The following is a 24,712-nucleotide window of genomic DNA, read 5'->3' on the forward strand; positions in this document are numbered from 1 at the left end:
GCGTGCCTAGTGTGCGGGATATGGATCGACAGAAGGAATTCGTCCTGCGCACGCTGGAAGAGCGCGACATCCGCTTCGTCCGGCTCTGGTTCACCGACGTGCTCGGGTACCTCAAGTCGGTCGCGATCGCCCCAGCCGAACTAGAGGGCGCTTTCGAAGAGGGCATCGGCTTCGACGGGTCCTCGATCGAAGGCTTCGCGCGGGTCTCGGAATCCGACACCGTCGCGCACCCCGACCCGTCGACTTTCCAGGTACTGCCCTGGGCCACCAAAGCCGGCCACCACCACTCCGCGCGGATGTTCTGCGACATCACCATGCCGGACGGCTCGCCGTCCTGGGCAGACCCGCGCCATGTGCTGCGCCGCCAGCTGCAGAAGGCCAACGATCTCGGCTTCTCCTGCTACGTGCACCCCGAAATCGAATTCTTCCTCCTCAAACCCGGTCCCGAGGACGGCACCGAGCCGGTGCCCATCGACAACGCCGGCTACTTCGACCAGGCCGTCCACGAATCCGCGTCGAAGTTCCGCCGCCACGCCATCGACGCCCTGGAGTTCATGGGCATCTCGGTGGAATTCAGCCACCACGAAGGCGCCCCCGGCCAGCAGGAGATCGACCTGCGTTTCGCCGACGCGCTGTCGATGGCCGACAACGTGATGACCTTCCGCTACATCATGAAAGAAGTCGCGCTGGACGAAGGTGTCCGCGCGACCTTCATGCCCAAGCCCTTCGGCCAGCACGCCGGCTCGGCCATGCACACCCACATGAGCCTGTTCGAGGGCGACGTCAACGCCTTCCACAGCGACGACGACCCGCTGCAGCTCTCCGAGGTCGGCAAGTCCTTCATCGCCGGGATCCTCGAGCACGCCTCGGAGATCAGCGCCGTCACCAACCAGTGGGTGAACTCCTACAAGCGTCTGGTGCACGGCGGCGAGGCACCCACCGCGGCCTCCTGGGGGGCCGCCAACCGCTCCGCCCTGGTGCGGGTACCGATGTACACCCCGCACAAGACGTCGTCGCGACGCGTGGAGGTGCGCAGTCCCGATTCGGCGTGCAATCCCTACCTGGCGTTCGCAGTGCTGCTGGCCGCCGGACTGCGCGGCGTGGAGAAGGGGTATGTGCTCGGACCGCAGGCCGAGGACAACGTCTGGGACCTCACCCCGGAGGAACGCCGCACCATGGGGTACCGGGAGCTGCCGACCAGCCTGGACAACGCGCTGCGCGCCATGGAGTCCTCCGAGCTGGTAGCGGAGGCGTTGGGAGAGCACGTTTTTGACTTCTTTCTACGCAACAAGCGCACCGAGTGGGCGAACTACCGCAGCCACGTCACGCCGTTCGAGCTGCGTTCCTATCTGTCGCTGTAGCTGATCTCCGACCGGCGCGGCGGAACCGCGGCGCGGTTGCGCTACCGTCAGTGGCGTGGGCGCCCATCTTCTGTACCGCTTGGCTTGGCATCGTCGGCGGCGCGGGTCGTGACCAAGCCCGCCACGCAGCGACCGAAGTTGCCCAGCGTCGGCCGGCTCGGACTGATGGACCCCCGGGCCGGCGCCCGGCTGACGGAACTGGGCTGGGATCAGCACGACGATCAGGCGCACGTCGACCTGCTCTGGTCGCTGTCGCGCGCTCCGGATGCCGACGCCGCGCTACGCGCCCTGATCAGGCTGGCCGAGGCGCTGGACTCCGGTTGGAACGAACTGAACGCGGCACTGCTCGCCGAACGCAGTCTGCGTGGCCGGCTGTTCGCCGTCCTGGGTTCCTCCCTGGCGCTGGGGGACCACCTGATCGCCAACCCGCAGTCCTGGAAACTGTTGCGGGGCAAGGTCAAACTGCCGTCCGCCGCCGAGCTGCGCGCGTCGTTCTTCGAGTGCGTCGAGGAATCCTCGAATTCGATCGAGCTGCGCCTGCGCGTCCGCTACCGCGACCACCTGCTGGTGCTGGCCGCCCTCGACCTGGCGCCGACGGTGGAAGACGAGCCGGTGCTGCCGTTCACCACCGTGGGTGCGCAACTGGCCGACACCGCCGACGCCGCGCTGGCCGCCGCCCTGCGCGTGGCCGAGGAGACCGTGTGCGCCGACCAGACGCCGCCGCGCCTGGCCGTGATCGCGATGGGCAAATGCGGTGCGCGGGAACTGAACTACGTCAGCGACGTCGACGTGATCTTCGTCGGCGAGCGCGCCGACCCGATCACCACCCGGGTTGCCGGCGAGATGATGCGGGTGGCGTCGGCAGCGTTCTTCGAAGTGGACGCCGGGCTGCGCCCAGAGGGCCGGCACGGGGAACTGGTTCGCACCGTGGAATCCCACGTCGCCTACTACCAGCGCTGGGCCAAGACCTGGGAATTCCAGGCGCTGATGAAGGCCAGGGCCGCAGTCGGTGACGCCGAACTGGCCCAGCGCTACCTCGAAGCATTGACGCCGATGGTCTGGACCGCCTGCGAGCGTGAGGATTTCGTGCCCGAAGTGCAGGCCATGCGGCGCCGGGTCGAAAAACTGGTGCCCGCCGACATCCGGGGCCGCGAGCTCAAACTCGGCAGCGGGGGACTGCGCGACGTGGAGTTCGCCGCGCAGCTGCTGCAGTTGGTGCACGGTCGCAGCGACGATTCGCTGCACGTCGCTTCCACCGTGGACGCGCTGACCGCGCTGGGCGAAGGCGGCTACATCGGCCGCGAGGACGCGGCGAACATGATCGCCTCCTACGAGTTCCTGCGACTGCTCGAGCATCGCCTTCAGCTGCAGCGCCTCAAGCGCACCCACCTGCTGCCCGAGGCCGACGACGAGGAGGCGGTCCGCTGGCTGGCCCGGGCAGCGCACATCCGTCCCGACGGCCGCCACGACGCGGCCGGGGTCCTGCGCGAGGAACTCAAGCACCAGAACGTCCGGGTGTCGCGGTTGCACGCCAAGTTGTTCTATCAGCCGCTGCTGGAGTCGATCGGCCCGCCCGGGCTGGAACTGGTCGGCGGACGCATGACGTCCGAGGCCGCGATACGACAGCTGGCCGCGCTGGGCTACGAGGCCCCGCAGATCGCGTTGAAACACATGTCGGCGCTGGTCAACCAGAGTGGCCGGCGCGGGCGGGTGCAGTCGGTGCTGATGCCCCGCCTGCTGGACTGGCTGTCCTACGCCCCCGACCCCGACACCGGGCTGCTGGCGTACCGCAAACTCAGCGAGGCGTTGTCCTCGCACACCTGGTACCTGGCGACGCTGCGGGACAAACCCACCGTCGGACGACGGCTGATGCACGTGCTGGGCACCTCGGCCTTCGTGCCGGATCTGTTGATGCGCGCACCAGAGGTCATCCAGTCCTACGGTGACGGCGTGGCCGGGCCCAAACTGCTCGAGAGTGAGCCTGCGGCGGTGGCGCGTGCGCTGGTCGCCTCGGCGGGCCGGCAGAGCGACCCGGTGCGCGCCATCGGCTCGGCGCGCACGCTGCGACGTCGGGAATTGGCCCGCGTCGCCTCCGCCGACCTGCTCGGCATGCTGGAAGTCCGCGACGTGTGCGCGGCGTTGACATCCATCTGGGTCGCTGTGCTGCAGGCGGCGCTGCACGCCGTCGTTCGGGCCAGCCTGCCGGCGGACGGGCGGGCGCCGGCGACGATCGCCGTCATCGGCATGGGCCGGCTGGGCGGTGCGGAGCTGGGCTACGGCTCGGACGCCGACGTGATGTTCGTCTGCGAACCGGCCGACGGAGTGCCCGACTCACAGGCGGTGAAGTGGGCAACCACCGTCGCCGAGCAGGTGCGAAAGCAGCTGGGCACCCCCAGCGTCGACCCGCCGCTGGAGGTCGACGCCAATCTGCGGCCCGAGGGCCGCAGCGGGCCGCTGGTCCGCACGCTGGCCTCCTATGAGGCGTACTACGCGCAGTGGGCCCAGGCCTGGGAAATCCAGGCGCTGTTGCGCGCGCACGCGGTCGCCGGTGACGCGGAGCTGGGTCAGCGGTTCCTGCTGATGGTCGACAAGACCCGCTATCCACAGAACGGCGTGTCGCCCGAAGCGGTCCACGAGATCCGTCGCATCAAAGCGCGCATCGAGTCCGAGCGGCTGCCCCGCGGTGCCGACCCCAACACCCACACCAAACTGGGCCGCGGCGGACTGGCCGACATCGAATGGACGGTGCAGCTGCTGCAGTTGCGGCACGCGCATGAGATCCCGGCCCTGCACAACACCTCGACGTTGCAATCGCTGGACGTGATCGCCGAACACGGCCTGGTCGAGCAGGACGAGGTGGATCTGCTGCGCCAGGCGTGGCTGACCGCCACCGCCGCGCGCAATGCGCTGGTGCTGGTGCGCGGCAAACCCACCGACCAGTTACCCGGACCCGGCCGTCAGCTCAACGCCGTCGCGGTCGCCGCGGGCTGGCACAACGACGACGGCGGCGAGTTTCTGGACAACTATCTTCGAGTGACGAGGCGGGCAAAAGCAGTGGTGCGCAAGGTGTTCGGCAGTTGAGTCAGGAGATGGGCGCGCTCGGCGGTGTGGAGTTCGAGGAATTGAGCCCCGCGGAGGCGGACCGGGTGACAGCCCTGCATGCGCCGTTGGCGCAAGCCGTCCGGGAACTCCTCGACGCCACCATCAGTACCGAGGCGGACGACGACGTCATCGCTGCGGCGACAGCCACCGTCGCGGGGGTCACCGAATCGTTGCGGCAGCGAGTCCGGCCCGGCAGAGTGAGTTACCGCGTCGGCGATCGCCCGCTGCCGTTGGGCAATGCCGTTGTCGGCGTGTGCAATCCGATCGCGCCGCCGGTCGTCGTGCAGCATGAGGGCGGCGGGCGGTGCTGGGCCGAGTTCGTCCTCGGTCGCGCTTACGAGGGCCCGCCCACGCTGGTGCACGGCGGGGTCAGCGCACTGGTGCTCGACCACATCCTCGGCGAGGCGGCCAGCGAGGGACTGCTGAAACCGCGTTTCACCGGAACCATCACCGTGAAGTATTTGCGCGGCACACCGCTGGGCCCGCTGCGGGCCGAGGCCTGGATCGACCGCAAAGAAGGTGTCAAAGTCTTTGCGCGCGGCTTCATCTCGGATGCGGCCGGGATCACGGTCGAGGCGGAAGGTGTCTTCATCGAACCGTCCTGGGTAAGGAACGGGCAGTGAAGTTCTACGTCAGCAGCGCCTTCCTGGACACCCCGGAGATCGTTGAGATCGCCAGGGCCGCTGACGAACTCGGCTACGACGGGATCGGCATTCCCGACCACGTGGTGAACCTCGAGACGCTGCAGACCCCGTACCCGTACACCAAGAACGGGCAGCGCCGCTGGCAGCCGTTCACCGACTGGCCGGATCCGTGGGTGCTGGTGGGTGCGCTCGCCCAGGTCACCACCCGACTCAAGTTCGTCAACACCGTCTACATTCCGGCGATGCGCAACCCGTATTCGGCCGCCAAAGCCATTGGGACCGCGGCGGTTCTGGCTTCCGGCCGGGTGGAGTTGGGCATCGGGGTGGGCTGGTGCCGCGAAGAGTTCGAGTTGATGGGGGAGCAGTTCGCGGCGCGGGGCAAACGCACCGACGAAATGATCGCGTTGATGCGGGAATTGTGGCAACCGAGCTGGACCGAATTCGACGGCCGGTTCTACCAGGCGCCGCGACTGGAAATGCAGCCGACGCCTCCGCCGATCCCGGTGTACGTCGGGGGTCTGAGCGACATCGCGTTGCGGCGGGCCGCGCGCTACGACGGATGGATCGGGGACTTCATCAAGACCGACCGCGCCATCGAGCGGGTGGCTAGGCTGCGGGAGCTGCGTGCCGAAAACGGTTTGTCCATGGACGGTTTCACCATCCTGACGCCGTTGATCGATGCGTTCACCGCCGCCGACTACCAGCGCGCCGAAGACGCCGGCATCACCGGCATCATCACAATGCCGTGGATGTTCTACGCCGGGCCGCAGGCCACGCTGGCCGAGAAGATCGACGGCATGCAGAGGTTCCGCAAGGACCTCGCGCTCGACGCCTAGATTCGCGGCCGGGCGGCGCCGTGGGCGATACTCCACCCATGCCTTTTACGGTCGTCTTCGGCAACGGCGAAGCACGGGACTACGGAGCCGCGGACAGCTTCGAGATCACCGACGCCGGCCTGCTGATCATTCAGCTCAAGCGCGAGGACATCAGCCGCCACATCGTGGCGCCGGGCGCCTGGCTGGAGGTGGTGGAGATGGTCGAGGGGCAGCCGGTCAAGATGACGCGGGGCATCATCGCGCACCGCCCCAAGCTGTAGCCCGAGACGCAAAACCCCCCATCTCCGTTGCGGGAAATGGGGGGTTTGCGACTGCTAGCTGGTCTACACGTCGTAGTACAGCGCGAACTCGTACGGGTGCGGCCGGATCTGAACCGGCAGGATCTCGTTGTCCCGCTTGAAGTTGATCCACGTCTCGATCAGGTCGGAGGTGAACACCCCGCCCTCGGTGAGGTACTCGTGGTCCTCCTCCAGCTTGTCGATCACCGCGGACAGCTGCACCGGAGCCTGCGGGATGTTCGCGGCCTCCTCCGGCGGCAGCTCGTAGAGGTCCTTGTCCACCGGTGCCTGCGGCTCGATCTTGTTCTTGATGCCGTCCAGGCCGGCCATCAGCATCGCCGAGAACGCCAGGTACGGGTTGCCCGAGGAGTCCGGGCAACGGAACTCCAGCCGCTTGGCCTTCGGGTTGCTGCCGGTGATCGGGATACGGACGCAGGCGCTGCGGTTGCGCTGGCTGTACACCAGGTTGATCGGGGCCTCGTAGCCGGGCACCAGCCGCTTGTAGGAGTTCACTGTCGGGTTGGTGAAAGCGAGCAACGACGGGGCGTGGTGCAGCAGGCCGCCGATGTAGTGGCGCGCGGTGTCCGACAGGCCGGCGTACCCGGTCTCGTCGTACATCAGCGGGTTGCCGTCCTTCCACAGCGACTGGTGGGTGTGCATGCCCGAACCGTTGTCGCCGAACAGCGGCTTGGGCATGAAGGTGACGGTCTTGCCGTGCGCCCAGGCGGTGTTCTTGACGATGTACTTGTACAGCTGCATGTCGTCGGCCGCGTGCAGCAGCGTGTTGAACTTGTAGTTGATCTCGGCCTGCCCGCCGGTGCCCACCTCGTGGTGGCCCTTCTCCAGCTCGAATCCGGCGTTGATCAGGTTGGTCAGCATCTTGTCGCGCAGATCGACGTAGTGGTCGACGGGGGCCACCGGGAAGTAGCCGCCCTTGGGGCGCACCTTGTAGCCGCGGTTGGGGCTGCCGTCGAGCTCGTTGGGCGAACCGGTGTTCCACCAACCCGAGATCGCATCCACCTCGTAGAACGAGCCGTTGGTCCGCGAGTCGAAGCTCACCGAGTCGAAGATGTAGAACTCGGCTTCGGCGCCGAAGTAGGCGGTGTCGGCGATGCCGGTGGAGATCAGGTAGTTCTCCGCCTTGCGGGCGACGTTGCGCGGGTCGCGGGAGTACGGCTCCAAGGTGAACGGGTCGTGCACGAAGAAGTTCAGGTTGAGCGTCCTGGCCTCGCGGAACTGGTCGATCTTGGCCGTGGCAGGGTCGGGCAGCAGCAGCATGTCGGACTCGTGGATCGACTGGAAACCACGGATCGACGAACCGTCGAAGGCCAGGCCGTCCTCGAACACGCTCTCGTCGAAGAACGAGATCGGGATCGTGAAGTGCTGCATCACTCCGGGCAGGTCACAGAAACGGACGTCGACAAACTCGACGTTTTCGTCTTTGGCAAGTTTGAAGACGTCGTCGGGCGTCTTATCCGTCACAGAAAGCTCCTTTACTCGGTGATTCGCGGCCGACGCTAGGGACGTCATGTTGCGAGTCCGTCAACCCCGTGTTGCACAGGCGTTACGTGCCGCAGCACTCGCGACAGCGCTCGGTCAACCGCCGAGCCCTATTGTGAAAGCCATGGCCCGCAAGATCGTAACTGGTGGTCGGTCGAGGCGTTACGGGCCGTCCCAACGCCCGCAATCGTGGACGATCCGATGACGCGGGAATCAACTCCCGGTTACCCGGGCCAGACGCTGGGCCTGCCGCAAACCGGCCCGGGGTCGCTGGCGCCCACCGGGCGCCGGTTGGTGGCGTTGCTGGTCGACTGGTTGATCGCCGCCGGTCTGGCCCTGCTCGCCCTGACGTTCGGCGCGATCTCCGAGGCCGTGTTGTCGACGGTGCAGCTGGTGATCTGGCTGGTGCTGGGCGCGGTGTCGGTGCGCCTGTTCGGCGTCACCCCGGGCCAGCTGGCGCTGGGCCTCCAGGTGGCGGCGGTGGACGGCCGGCTGCCCATCGGCATCGGCCGCAGCCTGGCGCGCGTCGTGCTGATTTTCCTGGTGGTCCCGCCGCTGTTCACCGACGCCGACGGGCGTGGTCTGCAGGACCGGCTGACCAACACCGCGGTGCTGCGGCGCCCAGGTCGGTAGCGGTCTACCTGCGGCGCACCGTGCGTTGTACGCCGCGCATCTTGCCCGCGTTCGGCAGCGGCCCTTTCGGCAGCATGCCGGCGCCGGCCCGCGACCCCAATGCGGCCAGCCGCGACTCCAGCGACTCCATCTGCTTGGCGGAGATGTTCGACGGCAGCCGGGTCAGGTGTCGCTCCAGCTTGGCCAGCGGAATCTCGCCCTCGCCGTTGCCGACGATGATGTCGTAGATCGGTACATCGCCCACGATGCGCGCGGTGCGCTTCTTCTCCTGGGCCAGCAGCGGCTTGACCCGGACGGTCGAACCCTCGCCGACGAATATGACGCCGGGCCGGCCGATCACCCGGTGCACCGCGTCGAAGTGCCCGGTCTGCGCCACCCCCGGGGTGACCCGCCACTTGCCGCGCAGGTTGTCCAGCACCCACGCGGCGGCACCGGCCTGGCCATCGGCCTGTCGGTAAATGCTGCGCCGGGCCCGTTGCCCGAAGACGATGAAGGCCACCAACGCACCCAGCATCACGCCGAAGATCGGCATCATGATCGCGGTCAGCCCGCCGGCCCACGCACCGATCGCCACCGCGGCAGCCATCACCAGCACGAACGCGGCGATCATGTACGGCAGCAGCCGCTTGTCCTGCTTCCGCTGCATGTTGAAGGCCTGCCACAGTTGGCTCCGGCGCTCTTTGGATGCCGCCTTGCGGGCGGCCGTCGCCTCGGCCTTGGCGGCCTTGCTCTCGGCAGCAGATCGGGATTTAGCCATAGTCAGTAAGGATACGTACGCACCGGTCACCCAGACGTCGCGGTGCGGGCGGTGCGGGCCTGCTCGTAGAGTCGCCCGGCCCGATACGACGAGCGCACCAGCGGTCCGGCGAGCACCCCGGCGAAACCGAGCCCCGCCGCGTACTGCGCGAACTCGACGAACTCGTCGGGAGTGACCCACCGCTCGACGGGGTGGTGGCGCGTCGAGGGCCGCAGGTACTGCGTGACGGTGATGATGTCGCAGCCCGCGGCGTGCAGGTCAGTCAGCGCGGTGCGCACCTCGTCGGGAGTCTCGCCCAGGCCCAGGATGAGGTTGCTCTTGGTGACCAGCCCTGCCTCCCGCGCCTTTGTGAGCACACCGAGGCTGCGCTGGTAGGTGAACGCCGGCCGGACCCGTTTGAAGATGCGCGGCACGGTTTCGACGTTGTGCGCCAACACTTCTGGGCGGGCATCGAAGACCTCGGCCAGCCGGGACGGCACACCGTTGAAGTCGGGGACCAGCAGTTCCACACCGGTGTCGGGGTTCAGTTCCTTGATTGCCCGCACGGTTTCGGCGTATAGCCAGGCGCCGCCGTCGGGCAGGTCGTCGCGGGCGACGCCGGTGACAGTGGCGTACCGCAGCCCCATGGTCTGCACGCTTTCGGCGACCCGCCGGGGTTCGTCGCGGTCCAACTCGGTGGGCTTTCCGGTGTCGATCTGGCAGAAGTCGCACCGACGGGTGCACTGGTCGCCGCCGATCAGGAACGTGGCCTCGCGGTCCTCCCAGCATTCGAAAATGTTGGGGCAGCCGGCCTCTTCGCAGACGGTGTGCAGGCCCTCGCGCCGGACCAGGCTCTTGAGTTCGGTGTACTCCGGGCCCATCCGGACCCGCGTCTTGATCCACGGCGGTTTGCGCTCGATGGGCGTCTGGGCGTTGCGCACCTCGAGGCGCAACAGTTTGCGTCCTTCGGGAACGACGGTCACCGTGTCGATGGTACGCGGGCGGCGTCGTGTTCCCGGACGGCCAGCACCCCGTCCAACGCGTTGCCCACCGCGTCGGCGACCGCTGCCCGGACCTGCTCCACGGTGACCGTTCGGTGCAACTCCGCGGACAGTGATGTCACGCCGGCGTCGCTGATGCCGCACGGCACGATCGCGTTGAAAGCGCCGAGATCGCAGTCGCAGTTCAGGGCGAAGCCGTGCAGGGTGGTGGCGCGCGCGACCCGCACCCCGATGGCGGCGACCTTGCGCGCCGGCCGGCCCGGCACCCACACCCCGGACCGCCCGTCGACCCGGCCTACCTCCAGGCCCAGGTCGGTGCACACCTTGATCAGGGCTTCTTCGAGGCGACGCACGTAGTTGACGACATCGAGCGGCTCGGCCAGCCCGATCACCGGGTAGCCGACCAGCTGGCCGGGGCCGTGCCAGGTGATCTTGCCGCCCCGGTCGGTGTCTATGACAGGTGTTGCGTCCAGCGGCCGTTCCTGCGGTTCGGTGCGTCGGCCGGCGGTGTAGACAGCCGGGTGTTCCAGCAGCAGCAGCGTGTCCGGGCCGCCGCCGGCGCGCGCGTCGGCCAGGTCGCGCTGCAACTGCCACGCCTCGACATAGTCGATGCTGCCCAACTGTCGGACGTCGAGGGGGGCGAGGCTGGATCTGATGGATCCCGTCACAGTGGCCAGGTTAGCGGGGGTCGCCTGTTGCGCCGCGTTGCGCCAGCGTGACGCTCGATGTCGCCTGCCACGCTGGTGTGACGCTGGGCGGGCGGTGGTGTGGTGCTGGGCGCGGGTTGTCACGCTGGCGTGACGCTCGGCGGCGACGGCCACGCTGGTGTGACGCTGGGTGAGGGGGCGTGAGGCCGGGTGGGCGGTGGTGTGGAGCTGGGCGCGGGTTGTCACGCTGGCGTGACGCTGGGTGCTGACGGTCGCGCTGGCGTGACGCTGGGCGAGGGGGGGCGTGAGGCTGGGTGGGCATTGGTGTGGCGCTTAGCGTGGGTTGTTGCGCTGGCGTGACGCTCGGTGCCGACGGCCACGCTGGCGTGACGTTGGGCGAGGGAGGCGTGACGTGGGGCGAGGGGGGCGTGACGCTGGGCGAGGGGGGCGTGACGCTGGGCGAGGGAGGCGTGACGCTGCGAGGGGGTATGCGTGCGCAGTCAGTCCTGGTCGCGCCGGGCGGTGGCGTACTCCAACGCCTCGCCAATGGTGTTGTGGTGGAACTGAAAACCTGCTCGCTCCAGCGCCGTCGGGATGACGCGCTGACCGGCGAGCAACCCCTCGTCGGCGAATTCGCCGAGCGCCGCGCGCACCGCGAACCCGGGCAGGACCAACGGGGTCGGGCGGTTGATCGCGCGGCCGAACGCGGTGGTGAATTCGGCGTTGGTCACCGGCGCGGGCCCGGTCATGTTGACGGGACCGGACAGCGTGGGGTGGAAGATGGCGAACAGCAGCGCGCGTACCTCGTCCTCGAGGCTGATCCACGACATGTACTGACGGCCGTTGCCGAGCCTGGCGCCCAGCCCCACCGAGAAGACCGGGCGCATCATGCGCAGCGCGCCACCCGCCGGTGCCAGCACCACGCCGGTGCGCGCCAGGACCACCCGGGTGCCGTCGTATTGCGCCGGCAGGGTGGCCGCCTCCCAGTCCACGCACAACTGCGCGAGGAAACCCCTTCCGGCCGGGGCGTTTTCGTCGACGACGCGATCCCTGGTGTCGCCGTAGTAGCCGACCGCACTGGCATTGATCAGGGTGCTCACCCCGGCGTCAGCGACGGCGGCGGTCAACACCTCGGTCGGGGTGATCCGGCTGTCGCGCAGGCTCTGCTTGAACGCCCCCGACCACCGGTGTGAACCGACGTTGACCCCACACAGGTTGACCACGACGTCGACGTCGACGAGCACGTCGGGATCCAATTCACCGCTGTCCGGATTCCAGTGCAGCTCTTCGGAATTCGCCGGCGTCCGGCGCACGATGCGCAGCACCTCGTGGTCGGCGGCGCGGAGCGCGGCGGTCAAAGCCTGTCCGATCAGACCCGAGGAACCCGCAATGGCGATTACGGCCTTCGGGAAGGCTTGAGCCATCTCAAAGTCCTAGGTCGGCCTCGAAGGCCCCCTCTTCGAGCCGGTTTTTGATCGTGGTGAGGAATCGGCCGGCGTCGGCGCCGTCGATCAGGCGATGGTCATAGGTCAGCGGCAGATAGCAGATCGAGCGGACCCCGATCGACTCGTTGCCGACGTCGTCCACGATCACCCGGGGGCGCTTGACGATGGCGCCGGTGCCGAGCATGGCTGCCTGCGGTGGCACCAGGATGGGGGTGTCGAACAAGGCGCCTTGGCTGCCGATGTTGGTGATGGTGATGGTGCCCCCGGACAACTCGTCGGGCTTGAGTTTGTTCGACCGTGCGCGGGAGGCGATGTCGGCGATGGCCCGGGCCAGACCGGCCAGCGACAGATCACCGGCGTTGTGCACCACCGGGGAGAGCAGACCCTGGTCGGTGTCGACGGCGAACCCGAGGTGCTCGGCGTCGTAGTAGGTGATCTCTTTGGATTCCTCGTTGTAGCTGGCGTTGACGTTGGGATGAGTCTTGAGCGCGTCGATCACCGCACGGGCGATAAACGGCAGGTACGTCAGATTCACGCCCTCGCGCTCCGCGAACGACGACTTCGCGCGCGCCCGCAACGCCACGATCCGGGTCATGTCGACCTCGTGGGTCTGGGTGAGCTGAGCTGTCAGTTGCAGCGATTCGCGAGTTTTCTTGGCGGTGATCTGCCGGATCCGGCTGGCCTTCTGCGTGGAGCCGCGCAGGTGCGCCAGTGAGGGTGCCGAGCTGACGGCGGGTTTGTCGGCCGGTTTGTCGGCGGCGGGCTCGGCGGCGGCGGGCTTCTTGTCCTGTTGTTGCTTCTCTTCGGCCTTCTTCTCGGCCAGAGCCAGCACGTCCTGCTTGCGGATCCGGCCGCCGACGCCGGTCCCGGTCACTTCGGACAGGTCAATGTTGTTCTCCGAAGCCAACTTCCGCACCAGCGGAGTGACGTAGGGAGTGCCGTCGGAGTCCTCTGATTGCGACTTCGGCTCTTGGCGGGGCTCCTCTTTCGGCTCCTCCTTGGGTGCGGGTTTGCGCTCTTCCTTCGCCTCTTCCTTGGGTTCCTCTTTCGGCTCGTCCTTGGCCGGGGGCTGGTCCGCGGCCTCTTCGGCCGTGGTCTCTTCTTCTTTGGCCTTCTCTTCTTTGGGCTTGTCTTCTTCCGGTTCGGGCTCTTTCTTCTCCGGCTCCTTGGATTCCGGTTCTGTGGACTCCGACTTCTTGCCCGACGACTTCGAGTCGCCGATCTTGGCCAGTTCGCCACCCACCTGGACGACGTCGTCTTCCTCGGCGGTGATGCTGACCAGGACACCGGCCACCGGGGATGGGATCTCGGTGTCGACCTTGTCGGTGGACACTTCCACCAGCGGCTCGTCGACCTGGACCGAATCCCCGACGCTCTTCAACCAGCGTGTCACGGTGCCCTCGGTAACCGACTCGCCCAACTCGGGCATCGTCACCGAAGTCGCGTCACCGTCGGAGCCGCCCTGATCGTCGGCTCCGTCTGCGCCTCCCGCCTCGTCGGAGTCGTCTTCCTCCGATGGCTCCGCCGCCTCGTCGGATTCGGCGTCCTCGGATTCGTCGGCGCCGCCCGAGTCGCTCTCGCCCCCGGACTCCTCGGCGTCCGCCCCACCGCCGCTGTCGTCGCTGTCGTCGTCGGAGTCCCCGATGACGGCCAGCTCGCCGCCGACCTCGACCGTGTCGTCCTCCTGGGCGATGATCTTGGTCAGCACGCCCGCGGCCGGCGACGGGATCTCGGTGTCGACCTTGTCGGTCGAGACTTCGACCAGCGGTTCGTCGACCTCGACCGTGTCGCCTTCCTGCTTGAGCCAGCGAGTGACCGTTCCCTCGGTGACGCTCTCACCAAGTGCTGGCATCTCAACGGAGAAGGCCATCGTTGTTGACTCCTCGATCGGTCGTCGGTCGGCACAGCTCGACCTCTGGCTTACCACATGGTCGTGCACCGGGTACGAAACCCGAGTTGATGTCAAAACCCATCCTGTCACGAGCCACCGACGCTGGACATCCAGGGCGCGCGACTCGGATCGCCGAACCTGTCGGTAGCCGCTGCTACGGTGGGCCACTGATAACGCAGCAATTCGCAGGTGGCGGAGGTTCGATGCCGGCAATACAGCAGGTACCCCAGCAGTTCGTCGACAGCGCCGACGGCGCCCGAATCGCCGTCTACCAAGAGGGCAACCCGGAGGGGCCCACGGTCGTGCTGGTACACGGCTGGCCGGATTCACATGTGCTGTGGGACGGTGTGGTGCCCTTGCTGGAGCAGCGATTCCGGATCCTGCGCTACGACAACCGGGGCGTCGGTCTGTCGTCGACGCCCAAGGCGGTCTCCGACTACACGATGGCCCGCTTCGCCGACGACTTCGCCGCGGTCATCGGCGAACTGAGTCCCGGGCAACCAGTGCACGTACTGGCCCACGACTGGGGTTCGGTCGGGGTGTGGGAGTACCTGACCCGGCCCGGCGCCGGCGATCGGGTCGCCACCTTCACCTCGGTGTCGGGTCCGGCGCACGACCAGCTGGTCGCCTTCATCTTCGGCGCGCTGCGCCGCCCGTGGCGCCCGCGCCGGTTCGCCGCGGCCGTGAGCCAGGCGGTCCGGTTGACCTATATGGCGTTCTTCTCGATCCCGGTGCTGGCGCCGCTGTTGATCCGGCTGGCGTTCCGCAGCGCGGCGGTGCGGCGCAGCGTCGCCGACAATCTGCCCACCGATCGGATCCGTCACTCCGACAACGTCGCCGGCGACGCCGCGAACGCCGTGAAGGTGTACCCGGCCAACTACTGGCGTTCGTACTCGGGCAAGTTCCGCCGCCAAGGCGTGCGCCCGGTCGACGTGCCGGTGCAGCTCATCGTCAACACCAGGGACAAGTTCGTGCGACCGCACGGATACGACGAGACGGCCCGCTGGGTGCCGCGGCTGTGGCGGCGCGACATCCGGGCCGGCCACTTCTCGCCGATGTCACATCCGCAGGTGATGGCCGCCGCCGTGCACGACTTCGCCGACCTGCACGAAGGCAAGCCGGCCAGTCGAGCGCTGTTGCGCGCCCAGGTCAGTCGGCCGCGCGGTCACTTCGGCGACACGCTGGTGTCGATCACCGGCGCCGGCAGCGGCATCGGCCGCGAGACCGCGATCGCCTTCGCCCGGGAGGGTGCCGAGGTGGTGATCAGCGACATCGACGAGGCCACGGTGAAGGAGACTGCCGCCCAGGTCGCCGCGCGCGGGGGCGTTGCGCACCCCTATGTGCTGGACGTGTCAGACGCCGACGCTGTCGAGGCGTTCGCTGAACAGGTGTGTGCTGAGCACGGCCTACCCGACATCGTGGTCAACAACGCCGGCATCGGTCAGGCGGGAGCCTTCCTGGACACCCCGGCCGAACAGTTCGACCGCGTAATCGATGTCAATCTGGGTGGCGTGGTCAACGGCTGCCGTGCTTTCGGGCGGCGGCTGGCCGAGCGCGGCACCGGCGGCCACATCGTCAACGTCTCGTCGATGGCGGCCTACGCGCCGCTGGGTTCGCTCAACGCGTACTGCACCTCCAAGGCGGCGACCTTCATGTTCTCCGACTGCCTGCGCGCCGAACTCGACGCCGCCGACGTCGGCCTGACCACGATCTGCCCGGGCGTCATCGACACCAACATCATCTCGACAACCCAGTTCAGCGCCGCAGTCGGGATTCTGGACGACAAGGTCGACGGCCGGCGCGGACAGTTGGACAAAATGTTCGACATCCGCCGTTACGGACCCGACAAGGTCGCGAACGCGATCGTGTCGGCGGTGAAGAAGAACAAACCCATCCGGCCGGTCACATTCGAGGCGTACGCGCTGTACGGGGTGTCCCGCGTGCTGCCGCAGGCGCTGCGCAGCACCGCGCGGGTGCGGGTGATCTGACCCGCGCGCGCTCAGACGCGCAGCGGCGTGCCGTTCTTGCGCCGCACCAACACCGCACCGGCCACCCCGACGAGGCCCAGAACGGCCAACGGAATGGCCCAGCTCCGGCGGCCGGACAGCGAAGACTCGCACGCCGCGACGAAGTCGGTGTGCGGAATGATTTGGTTCAGGATCGGGATGTTGGCGCCGTTCCTGTCGTTGGCGTTGCGCGCGCCCGACAAATCCGAGGCTAGGCCGTTTCCACAGCTAACCGTTCCGCCGTTGCTGTTGGACACCGTCACCGGCACCAGGAGCCCGATCACGCCGGCCAGCAGCAGCACGGCGCTTACCGCGATAATCAACCGTCGTACCGTCACAATCAGGCCTTTCCAGGAGCTATCCGATATGTGCTCAGGTGATTAGCCGCGACCCGGGGCAGTTAAACGCACCCTAGTTTGCTGCCGGTCCGGCGACCTCGGCTAACCGTTGGCCGCGATGTCTTCCAACACCGCGAACATGGTGCGGGTGGGCACTCCGGTGCCGCCCTTGGGGGAGTAGCCCCACGCGCTGCCGGTGTTGTAGGCGGGACCGGCGACGTCGATGTGCGCCCACTCGACGCCGTCGGCGACGAACTCGCGCAGGAACACCCCGGCCACCAACATGCCGGCGAAGCGCTGACCGCTGATGTTGGAAAGGTCGGCCACCTGCGATTTCAGGTCGTCTTTCAGTTCGTCGGGCAGCGGCATCGGCCAACCGTTCTCGCCGACCCGCTGCGAGATCGCAGCGACCCGGTCCCGGAACTCATCGCTACCCATCACCCCGGGGATTCGGGCCCCGAGCGCGACGGTCTGCGCGCCGGTCAACGTCGAGGTCTCGATCAGATAGTCCGGCCCATCCTCGCAGGCCCGCACGATCGCGTCGGCCAGGATGAGCCGGCCTTCAGCGTCGGTGTTCTGCACCTCGACAGTGATGCCGCCGTACTGTGTCAGCACGTCGCCGGGCCGGGTGGCCGTCGACGACGGCATGTTCTCGGCCATCGGCACGGTGGCGATCACGTCGATCGGCAGCCCCAACTGCGCGGCCAGCGTCACGGTGGCGACCACCGCGGCGGCCCCGCCCATGTCGGAGGTCATGTGGTGCATCGACGCGGCCGGCTTGATCGAGATGCCGCCGGTGTCGAAGGTGACACCCTTGCCGACCAGCGCCACCTTCTTGGCCTGCTTGGAGTTCTTGGCCAGTCGCGATCCGCGGTGGATCAGCCGGACCAGCCGCGGCAGCCGCGACGAGCCCTGCCCGACGCCGACCACGCCGCCGAAGCCGGCCTTCTTCAGCGCCTTGTCGTCGAGGACCTCCACCTCCAGGCCCACCGATTCGCCGAGTTCCTTGGCCCGCTTGGCGAATTCGGCGGGGTACAGGTGGCTGGGCGGGGTGTTGGTGAAATCGCGGGCAGTGGCCACCGCGGTCGCCACGGCGGCGCCGTGCGCGGCCTGCTTCTTGGCGTCCTTGCCGGCGCTGAGCACGGTGATCTTGCGCAGGCCGGCATCCTTGGGCGCCGTCTTCCCGCTGCGGAACGCGGTGAAGCGGTAGCTGCCCAGGATCAAACCCTCGACGGCCGCCGACGTGACGTCTTGACCCGGCAGTTCGCCCAGCGTGGTGAGCACCGCCTCGGCTTTGCCGAGCGAGCGTGCCGCGACACCGGCCGCCCGCCGGACCACATCGGCGGGCCACTCGGCGCGCGGCTTACCCAGGCCGACGGCCAGCACACTGCCCACCGGCAGCGACGACACCACCAGCCGGTGCACCTGCTCGGCGCCACCGGTCGCGCCTAGCGCCCGCAGGCCGGCCTCGATTTCGGTGACCGCGTCAGCCGAGAGCACAGTGTCGGCGGCGACCACCTGAGCACGCGATTCGTCGTCCTCGCCGGCGGCGACGACCGGTATCAGCAGTACCGAGGAATCCGAGCCGCGCTTGGGCAGCGCTGTGGCGACCGCGGTGGTGGGGGCGTTATAGGGGGCGTAGGCGCCCGATTGGGGTGTCACGCGCAACCAGCCTAGTCACTGCGTGCCGGGTCCGCGTCGAGCGCATCCCGGCGGTGCAGTTCGAAAGCGGTCACCGGCGCGTCGAATCCTTTGAGCGTCAGCGGGCCGTGCGCGGCGGCCGGCCAGTCCGGTAACTGGGCGTGCAGGTCCGCATCGGCCAGGATCTGGCCCGGTGCGGCCGCCGCCACCAGCCGCGCCGCCAGATTCACCGGGTTGCCGAAGTAGTCCCCGTTGATGGCCAGCACGGTGCCGAAGGCCAGCCCCGCGCGCACTTGCAGTCCCTCGTCGCAAGCCTTGGGATGGTCGACGAGGTCGACGGCGGCTTTGGCGAGCTGCTCGGGTGACCCGCACACCCACATCACCTCGTCGCCGATGAACTTCACCACCCGCCCGCCGTCGGCGTGCACCACGTCGGACACCGCGCCGGCGAACTCGTTGAGCATTGCCGACAGCTGCGCGGGGGTCAGCGCCTGGGTGAGCGCGGTGAAGCCGGACAGATCGGCGAATCCGACGCCGCACACCACACTCGACGAGGTGTCCCGGATGACGCCCTCGAAATGGGTGCGGGCGCTGGCCAGGTGATGGCGGTGCACGATGTCGATCAGCGCGCCGATCCGGGGCACGAACTCCGCGACCGCTCGGTAGGCCTGCGCGGTGGCGAACTCGTCATGCGTGTGCGTCATCTGGATGTCCGGCGTTCCGGCGCGGATGAGCGTCGACTCGGCCTCGGCGAGCCGGGCCATCGCCGCGCCCAGCACCCGCAGCAACCCGTACCCGCCGTCCCGGCCGACCACGCCCTGCAGCGCGACCCACGTCTGCAGCGCATCGACATCGGCCTGACTGAGCGCGGGCACGTCGGAGCCGGCGATGGTCAGTCCCAGCAGCCCCCAGGCGTGCGCCACTTCATCGGCGGACAGACCGAGCTGTTCTGCGGCCGCGGCCACGGTGTAGATCGGCCGCCCGGACCAGCCCAGGACATCACCGGCCAGCCCGAACAATCGGCCACGCCGCTCGGCTGCCACCATCTCCTCGACGGTGAAGCCGAGATCGTCCAGATACTTGATCAGGTCGGCGCGCTCGCGGGGATTCGCGATTCCGGCGGCTTCCAGACCGTCCCAATCGAACACCTGCCCAAGTGTGCCAGTAGCGGCAGACATTAGGGTGAGACGCCGTGAGCGGTGCGCCAGATCTGCAGCAAGGCCCGTTGGAAGAACGCCATCGTGAACTGGGCGCGACCTTCGCCGAATTCGGCGGGTGGGAGATGCCGGTGTCCTATGGCGGAACCGTCGGCGAACACAACGCCACCCGCACCGCCGTGGGATTGTTCGACGTCAGCCACCTCGGCAAGGCGTTGGTGCGCGGCCCGGGCGCGGCGCAGTTCGTCAACTCCGCACTCACCAACGATCTGGGTCGTATCGGTGCGGGCAAAGCCCAGTACACGTTGTGCTGCACCGAATCCGGCGGCGTTGTCGACGACCTGATCGCCTACTACGTCGACGACGACGAAATCTTCCTGGTGCCCAACGCCGCCAACACCGCCGCGGTGGTCGAAGCGCTGCAGGCGGCCGCCCCGGCGGATCTGACCATCACCAACCAGCACCGCGACTACGCGGTGCTGGCCGTGCAGGGGCCGCGGTCCAGCCAGGTGTTGAGCGGCCTGGGGCTGCCCACCGACATGGACTACATGGGTTATGCGGACGCGGCGTATTCCGATGTGCCGGTGCGGGTTTGCCGCACGGGTTACACCGGTGAGCACGGCTACGAGCTGCTGCCGCCGTGGGATTCCGCCGCCGTGGTGTTCGACGCGCTGGTGGCCGCGGTCACCGACGCCGGCGGGCAGCCGGCCGGGCTGGGTGCCCGCGACACGCTGCGCACCGAGATGGGTTATCCGTTGCACGGTCATGAACTGTCGCTGGACATTTCGCCGCTGCAGGCCCGCTGCGGCTGGGCGATCGGCTGGCAGAAGGAGGCCTTCTTCGGGCGGGACGCGTTGCTGGCCGAGAAACAGGCCGGACCGCGCCGGCTGCTGCGCGGGTTGCAGATGATCGGGCGCGGTGTGCTGCGTCCGGGGCTAACCGTGCGTGACGGCGACACCACCATCGGGACCACCACGTCGGGAACCTTCTCGCCGACGTTGCAGCGCGGCATCGCCCTGGCGTTGATCGACACCCAGGCGGGGATCGCGGACGGGCAGCAGGTCACCGTCGACGTCCGCGGCCGGGCGGTCGACTGCGAGGTGGTGCGGCCGCCGTTCGTCGAACTGAAAACCCGTTAGCACCGGCGTTCGCAGGCCAAAAATGCGTTTACACACGGTTATACAATCGGGCCCATGATCAGCGGCCCACTCGAATTCACGGTTTCTCCCGCGGCGAATCCCGCCGGTGAGGCCGAGCGGGTAGCGATCCTGGCCGACCCCGGATTCGGCAAATATCACACCGACCACATGGTCTCCATCGACTACACCGACGGGTGCGGCTGGCACAACGGCCGCGTCATCGGCTACGGACCGATCGAGCTGGATCCGTCGGCGATCGTGCTGCACTACGCGCAGGAGGTCTTCGAAGGGCTCAAGGCCTACCGGTGGGCCGACGGGTCCGTGGTGTCGTTTCGGCCCGACGCCAACGCGGCCCGGTTGTGCTCCTCGGCGCGGCGGCTGGCGATACCGGAGCTGCCGGAGCAGTTGTTCATCGAATCCCTGCGCCAGCTCATCGCGGTCGACAGCGCCTGGGTGCCCAGGGCCGGCGGCGAAGAGGCGCTCTACCTGCGGCCGTTCATCATCGCCACCGAGCCCGGCCTGGGAGTGCGGCCGGCCAAGGAATACCGCTACCTGCTGATCGCCTCGCCGGCCGGTGCGTATTTCAAGGGCGGCATCAACCCGGTCACCGTCTGGATCTCCACCGAATACGTGCGCGCCAGCCCGGGCGGCACAGGTGCGGCCAAGTTCGGCGGCAACTACGCGGCCTCGCTGCTGGCCCAGGCCGAAGCCGCGGAGCACGGGTGCGACCAGGTGGTGTGGTTGGACGGCGTGGAGCGTCGCTACGTCGAGGAGATGGGCGGCATGAACCTGTTCTTCGTGCTGGGCAAGGGCGGCTCGGCGCGGCTGGTCACCCCGGAGCTGTCCGGTTCGCTGCTACCCGGCATCACCCGGGATTCGTTGCTGCAGTTGGCCATTGATGCCGGATTCACGGTGAAAGAACGCAAGATCGACATCGACGAGTGGGAGAAGAAGGCCGCATCCGGGGAGATCACCGAGGTGTTCGCCTGCGGCACCGCAGCCGTCATCACCCCGGTGGCACGGGTCAAGCGCGGCGAGGACGAGTTCACCATTGGAGACGGCGCGCCCGGCGAGGTGACAATGGCGTTGCGCGACACGCTGACCGGGATCCAACGCGGCACGTTCGCCGATACGCACGGCTGGATGACGCGGCTGGATTAGGGGTCACGCTCGGCGCCTCACCCGCGGACCAGACCCGCCAGCGCCACCGCGGCCGCCGTCGTGGTCACCTCGACCGCAGCGCCCAACACGTCACCGGAGACACCGCCGAATCGCCGCGCACAGTGCGCGACCAAACCCGCCCCGCACAACACCGCCAGCAGCATCGCGACCGGTCCCTGCCAAAGCCGGGAACCCACCGGGACGGCAGCGGCCAGCAGCACGGCCAGCCACCCTGACACCACCCAGGTCGGCTGAGTGCCGGCGACCTGCGCGCCCAGCGCACTGCCGTCCGCGGCCACCACGCCGCGCCGGCAGACCGCCACCGCGGTGACCCGCCCGGCGGCCACGGACACGGCGATGGCGCCCGCCCCCAGCGTCGAGAACGCCAGTCCCTGCAACGCGATGACCATGACGATCGCGGCGACCCCGAACGGACCCGTCGAGCCGTCGCGCATCACTGCCAGTGCGCGCTGGGGCGGGCCGTAGCAGCCCAGACCGTCGGCGGTATCGGCGACGCCGTCGATGTGCAGGCCCCGGGTGGCCAGCAGCAGCACCCCGACCCCCAGCAACCCGGGCAGCGGGCTGGACGCGCCGAACAGCGCGGCACCCCCCACCGTCACCGCCGCGGCCAACGCCCCCAGCGCCGCACCCACCACCGGCAACGCCGTCATCGCCCCGCGACCCATCGGGCCGACCCGCGACGCCGGCACCGGCAATACCGTAGCGAACGTCAAAGCCGTTGCCAGCGAACGGATCACGGGACCGCAGGACCGGACACGTCGGCCTCGGCGAACGTCGCCATCGAGCCCAGGGCCGCCACCGCGGCGCGCAGCACCGGCAACGCCACCGCGGCCCCGGTGCCCTCGCCCAGCCGCATCCGCAGGTCCACGATCGGCTCCAGTTCGAGAGCCGCCAGGGCCAGCGTGTGACCCGGCTCGGTGGAGCGGTGCCCGGCCTGCCACCACTGCCGGGCCCCGGGCGCCAGCCGCTCGGCGACCAGCGCCGCCGCCGTCACCGCCATGCCGTCCAGCAGCAGCGGGGTACGCCGGATCGCGGCCTGCGCGCAGAAGCCGGCCAGCGCTGCGAAATCCGCACCGGCACAACAGCGCAGCAGCGCGACCGGGTCGTCGAGCATCGAACGCGCCCGGAAGAGCGCATCGCGCACCGCCGCCGTCTTACGCATCCACGCGGCATCGTCGATCCCGGTGCCGAAACCCACCACCGCGACCGGTTCGGTGTTGGTCAGCGCCGCCACCAGCACCGCCGCCGGGGTGGTGTTGCCGATGCCCATGTCGCCGGCGATCAGCAGGTCGGCGCCGGCGTCCACTTCGTCGTCGGCGATCTGCTGGCCCGCGGCCAGGGCGCGATCGACCTCGGCCTGGGTCAGGGCGTCTTCGACGGCGATATCGCCGCTGCCCCGGCGCACTTTGTCGCTGATCTGATTCGTCGTGCCCAGCACCGCGTCGCAGTCGACGGCCAGATCGGCGATTCGCACCGTCGCGCCAGCGAGTTGCGCCAGCGCGTTGATGGCGGCCCCACCCACTTCGATGTTGGCAACCATCTGCGCGGTCACCTCCGGGGGATAGGCCGACACGCCGGACCGGGCCACCCCGTGATCCCCGGCAATCACCACCACCCGGGCACGCTCGAATTGCCGCGGCGGGCACTGGCCCTGGCAGGCCGCCACCCAGACCGACAGGTCCTCGAGCCGGCCCAGTGCCCCGCGCGGCTTGGTCAGCTCGTCCTGGCGGGCCCGGGCGTCCGCCGCGGCGCCCGCATCGGGCGGCTGCACCGGCGCGAACCCGATCATGCCGGCGCCTTAACCGTGAGCGGCTGGCCCGCCACCACCAGCACCACCCGATCGCACAGCGTGGCTGTGCGCTGGTTGAGGCTGCCCAGTTCGTCGGCGAACCGACGCCCGGACGCGGTGGCGGGTACGACCGTCAACCCCACCTCCGGACTGACCAGCACCAACGTCGACCCGAATGCGTCCACCGCACCCAGCAACTCCCGCAGCGGCGCTTCCACCGATCCGCCGTCCCACCCGTCGTTGCGGTCCAGGGTGCCCGTCAACCAGGCGCCGAGGTCGTCGACGAGTGTCGGGGTGTCGGGATGTCCGCGCAGTTCGGCGGCCAGATCGGCGGTCTCCACCGTCGTCCAGTGCGCGGGCCGACGGGCGCGGTGCCTGGCGATCCGTTGCGACCACTCCGAGTCGGCCGAGTCCGCCGATCCGGCGGCCAGGTAGCGGACCGCCTGCCGGGGCGCCAGTGCCGCGACGACGGCGTGCTCCGCCCACTCGGATTTGCCCGACCTGATACCGCCGAGTACCAGCGTGCGCACCTCGGGTCAGGCGTCTTTCAGTCGGCTGCCGCGTTCGACTTGGGGTCGGGGCATCCGCATGCGGCGCATCTGCGAGGCCCGTCCGGCCGCGTAAATGCCCAACTTCCAATGGCTTTCGGTGTTGTGGGGGAACTTCGCGTCGACCAGCCTGCCGACCTTGCGGCCCAGGACGATGCCGTCGATCGCCATCAACACCATCAGCACCAGCATCGCCGGCGACATGTAGTACTGCAGTTGCGGCACGCCGAACATCAAGGCCAGCAGAAACAGCGCCGATGGCATGAACAGGCCGAGGACGTTGCGCCGGGCGTCCACCACGTCGCGGACGTAGCGTCGCACCGGGCCCTGGTCGCGCGGCAGCAGATACGCCTCTTCGCCGGCTTTCATCCGTTCCTGACGCTCGGTCATCCGGGCCCGGCGGGCGTCCCGTTCGGCGCGGCGCTCCGCGCGGCTGAGTTTCGGCCCGGCCAGCGTCTTGCGCCGGGCCCGCGCTTCGGCCGCCGTCATCGGCGCCGGCGCGACCGGACCCTTGCGGCCCTGCCGCCTGGCCTCGTCGCGCTTGGGCGTGGGCCGGCCCTTGGGACCGGTGCCGCGCGACGACCGGGTCGCCTGCGCCGGGGCGGCTTCCGTCCCGGCCGGGTCCGGAGTGTCGTCACCTTCGGCCCCGTTGTCTTCGAAGCCTCTGTTGCGGCCCAACAACTTCACAGCGCCAGGTTACTTCGCCGCTCGCGGGCAGCTGAATGCACCTGTTATGCATGCGCTCGCATATCGGTTAGACCTACGCTGGCCAGTGATGAACGGCTCGCAGGCGTCGGATGATGCTGCCGGTGACTTCGGGCCCGGCCGGCTCCAGCTG

At 68.7% G+C, this 24,712-nt stretch carries 22 protein-coding genes; 9 read left to right on the plus strand and 13 right to left on the minus strand.

The annotated features are described in order from the left end of the window. Window positions 1–20: 20 nt before the first annotated feature. The 5 genes from glnA (AC5Y5Z_RS01325) to AC5Y5Z_RS01345 all read left to right on the plus strand — a co-directional run bounded on the left by glnA (AC5Y5Z_RS01325) (window position 21) and on the right by AC5Y5Z_RS01345 (window position 6,203). Window positions 21–1,361: a type I glutamate--ammonia ligase gene (gene glnA / locus AC5Y5Z_RS01325; RefSeq protein WP_463824515.1), complete on the plus strand. Its 1,341-nt coding sequence runs from the start codon at window positions 21–23 to the stop codon at window positions 1,359–1,361. Between the two features lie 84 nt (window positions 1,362–1,445). After that, a complete protein-coding gene (locus AC5Y5Z_RS01330) occupies window positions 1,446–4,442 on the plus strand; it encodes a bifunctional [glutamine synthetase] adenylyltransferase/[glutamine synthetase]-adenylyl-L-tyrosine phosphorylase (protein ID WP_463824514.1) in 2,997 nt (998 codons plus the stop codon). Further along, window positions 4,439–5,086, plus strand: a complete 648-nt coding sequence (locus tag AC5Y5Z_RS01335; protein WP_463824513.1) for a PaaI family thioesterase — start codon at window positions 4,439–4,441, stop codon at window positions 5,084–5,086. The genes AC5Y5Z_RS01330 and AC5Y5Z_RS01335 overlap by 4 nt, the downstream gene beginning before the upstream one ends. Then, a complete protein-coding gene (locus tag AC5Y5Z_RS01340; protein WP_499922995.1) occupies window positions 5,083–5,943 on the plus strand; it encodes a TIGR03619 family F420-dependent LLM class oxidoreductase in 861 nt (286 codons plus the stop codon). The genes AC5Y5Z_RS01335 and AC5Y5Z_RS01340 overlap by 4 nt, the downstream gene beginning before the upstream one ends. A 38-nt stretch (window positions 5,944–5,981) precedes the next feature. Beyond that, complete coding sequence (locus AC5Y5Z_RS01345; RefSeq protein WP_463824511.1) at window positions 5,982–6,203, plus strand: hypothetical protein; 222 nt, start codon at window positions 5,982–5,984, stop codon at window positions 6,201–6,203. Window positions 6,204–6,266: 63 nt separating this feature from the next. On the opposite strand, the gene glnA (AC5Y5Z_RS01350) is transcribed toward AC5Y5Z_RS01345, so the two are convergent. After that, on the minus strand, window positions 6,267–7,703 hold the full coding sequence (gene glnA, locus AC5Y5Z_RS01350) for a type I glutamate--ammonia ligase (protein ID WP_463824510.1): 1,437 nt from the start codon (window positions 7,701–7,703) through the stop codon (window positions 6,267–6,269). A gap of 219 nt (window positions 7,704–7,922) precedes the next feature. On the opposite strand from glnA (AC5Y5Z_RS01350), the gene AC5Y5Z_RS01355 reads away from it, so the two are divergent. After that, window positions 7,923–8,354, plus strand: coding sequence for an RDD family protein (locus AC5Y5Z_RS01355; RefSeq protein ID WP_499922997.1), 432 nt, complete (start codon window positions 7,923–7,925; stop codon window positions 8,352–8,354). Window positions 8,355–8,358: 4 nt separating this feature from the next. Here the strand turns inward: AC5Y5Z_RS01355 and AC5Y5Z_RS01360 are convergent, their stop codons facing one another. The 5 genes from AC5Y5Z_RS01360 to sucB all read right to left on the minus strand — a co-directional run bounded on the left by AC5Y5Z_RS01360 (window position 8,359) and on the right by sucB (window position 14,053). After that, the gene (locus AC5Y5Z_RS01360) at window positions 8,359–9,111 is read right to left on the minus strand and encodes a DUF4191 domain-containing protein (protein WP_499922999.1); all 753 of its coding nucleotides are present in this window, start codon (window positions 9,109–9,111) and stop codon (window positions 8,359–8,361) included. Window positions 9,112–9,137: 26 nt separating this feature from the next. After that, entirely contained in the window at window positions 9,138–10,073 is a 936-nt protein-coding gene (gene lipA / locus AC5Y5Z_RS01365) for a lipoyl synthase (protein WP_499923001.1), read from the minus strand. Further along, window positions 10,070–10,759, minus strand: coding sequence for a lipoyl(octanoyl) transferase LipB (gene lipB, locus AC5Y5Z_RS01370; protein WP_499923003.1), 690 nt, complete (start codon window positions 10,757–10,759; stop codon window positions 10,070–10,072). Before lipB ends, lipA begins: the two co-directional genes overlap by 4 nt. Before the next feature lie 479 nt (window positions 10,760–11,238). After that, window positions 11,239–12,162, minus strand: coding sequence for a TIGR01777 family oxidoreductase (locus tag AC5Y5Z_RS01375; RefSeq protein WP_463824505.1), 924 nt, complete (start codon window positions 12,160–12,162; stop codon window positions 11,239–11,241). A 1-nt stretch (window position 12,163) separates the two neighbouring features. Further along, window positions 12,164–14,053 (minus strand): 2-oxoglutarate dehydrogenase, E2 component, dihydrolipoamide succinyltransferase, encoded by a 1,890-nt coding sequence (sucB, locus tag AC5Y5Z_RS01380; RefSeq protein WP_499923005.1) that lies wholly within the window; start codon window positions 14,051–14,053, stop codon window positions 12,164–12,166. 224 nt (window positions 14,054–14,277) lie between these two features. Here sucB and AC5Y5Z_RS01385 point away from each other — a divergent pair, with 224 nt between their 5' ends. Continuing rightward, on the plus strand, window positions 14,278–16,062 hold the full coding sequence (locus tag AC5Y5Z_RS01385; protein WP_499923007.1) for an SDR family oxidoreductase: 1,785 nt from the start codon (window positions 14,278–14,280) through the stop codon (window positions 16,060–16,062). Between the two features lie 11 nt (window positions 16,063–16,073). Here the strand turns inward: AC5Y5Z_RS01385 and AC5Y5Z_RS01390 are convergent, their stop codons facing one another. The 3 genes from AC5Y5Z_RS01390 to AC5Y5Z_RS01400 all read right to left on the minus strand — a co-directional run bounded on the left by AC5Y5Z_RS01390 (window position 16,074) and on the right by AC5Y5Z_RS01400 (window position 19,237). Further along, window positions 16,074–16,418 carry an aminopeptidase gene (locus AC5Y5Z_RS01390; RefSeq protein WP_499923009.1) on the minus strand — a complete coding sequence of 115 codons (345 nt, stop codon included), beginning with the start codon at window positions 16,416–16,418 and terminating at the stop codon, window positions 16,074–16,076. Between the two features lie 102 nt (window positions 16,419–16,520). After that, entirely contained in the window at window positions 16,521–18,080 is a 1,560-nt protein-coding gene (locus AC5Y5Z_RS01395) for a leucyl aminopeptidase (protein WP_499923011.1), read from the minus strand. 11 nt (window positions 18,081–18,091) lie between these two features. After that, window positions 18,092–19,237 (minus strand): adenylate/guanylate cyclase domain-containing protein, encoded by a 1,146-nt coding sequence (locus AC5Y5Z_RS01400; RefSeq protein WP_499923012.1) that lies wholly within the window; start codon window positions 19,235–19,237, stop codon window positions 18,092–18,094. A gap of 14 nt (window positions 19,238–19,251) precedes the next feature. Between AC5Y5Z_RS01400 and gcvT the strand changes: the two genes are divergently transcribed. After that, the gene (gene gcvT / locus AC5Y5Z_RS01405) at window positions 19,252–20,355 is read left to right on the plus strand and encodes a glycine cleavage system aminomethyltransferase GcvT (RefSeq protein WP_499923014.1); all 1,104 of its coding nucleotides are present in this window, start codon (window positions 19,252–19,254) and stop codon (window positions 20,353–20,355) included. Window positions 20,356–20,409: 54 nt separating this feature from the next. Continuing rightward, entirely contained in the window at window positions 20,410–21,516 is a 1,107-nt protein-coding gene (locus tag AC5Y5Z_RS01410) for a branched-chain amino acid aminotransferase (protein ID WP_499923016.1), read from the plus strand. A gap of 17 nt (window positions 21,517–21,533) precedes the next feature. Here AC5Y5Z_RS01410 and AC5Y5Z_RS01415 read toward each other — a convergent pair whose 3' ends face one another. Genes AC5Y5Z_RS01415 through AC5Y5Z_RS01430 form a run of 4 tightly spaced genes read right to left on the minus strand, consistent with a single transcriptional unit; the run spans window position 21,534 to window position 24,561 of the window. Beyond that, window positions 21,534–22,274, minus strand: coding sequence for an adenosylcobinamide-GDP ribazoletransferase (locus AC5Y5Z_RS01415; RefSeq protein ID WP_499923018.1), 741 nt, complete (start codon window positions 22,272–22,274; stop codon window positions 21,534–21,536). Further along, the gene (cobT, locus tag AC5Y5Z_RS01420; RefSeq protein WP_499923020.1) at window positions 22,271–23,326 is read right to left on the minus strand and encodes a nicotinate-nucleotide--dimethylbenzimidazole phosphoribosyltransferase; all 1,056 of its coding nucleotides are present in this window, start codon (window positions 23,324–23,326) and stop codon (window positions 22,271–22,273) included. The genes AC5Y5Z_RS01415 and cobT overlap by 4 nt, the downstream gene beginning before the upstream one ends. Next, window positions 23,323–23,856: a bifunctional adenosylcobinamide kinase/adenosylcobinamide-phosphate guanylyltransferase gene (locus AC5Y5Z_RS01425; RefSeq protein WP_499923022.1), complete on the minus strand. Its 534-nt coding sequence runs from the start codon at window positions 23,854–23,856 to the stop codon at window positions 23,323–23,325. Before AC5Y5Z_RS01425 ends, cobT begins: the two co-directional genes overlap by 4 nt. A gap of 6 nt (window positions 23,857–23,862) precedes the next feature. Then, window positions 23,863–24,561 (minus strand): DUF3043 domain-containing protein, encoded by a 699-nt coding sequence (locus AC5Y5Z_RS01430; protein ID WP_499923024.1) that lies wholly within the window; start codon window positions 24,559–24,561, stop codon window positions 23,863–23,865. Between the last annotated feature and the right edge of the window lie 151 nt (window positions 24,562–24,712).

Source organism: Mycobacterium sp. NGS29 (genome assembly GCF_059812965.1).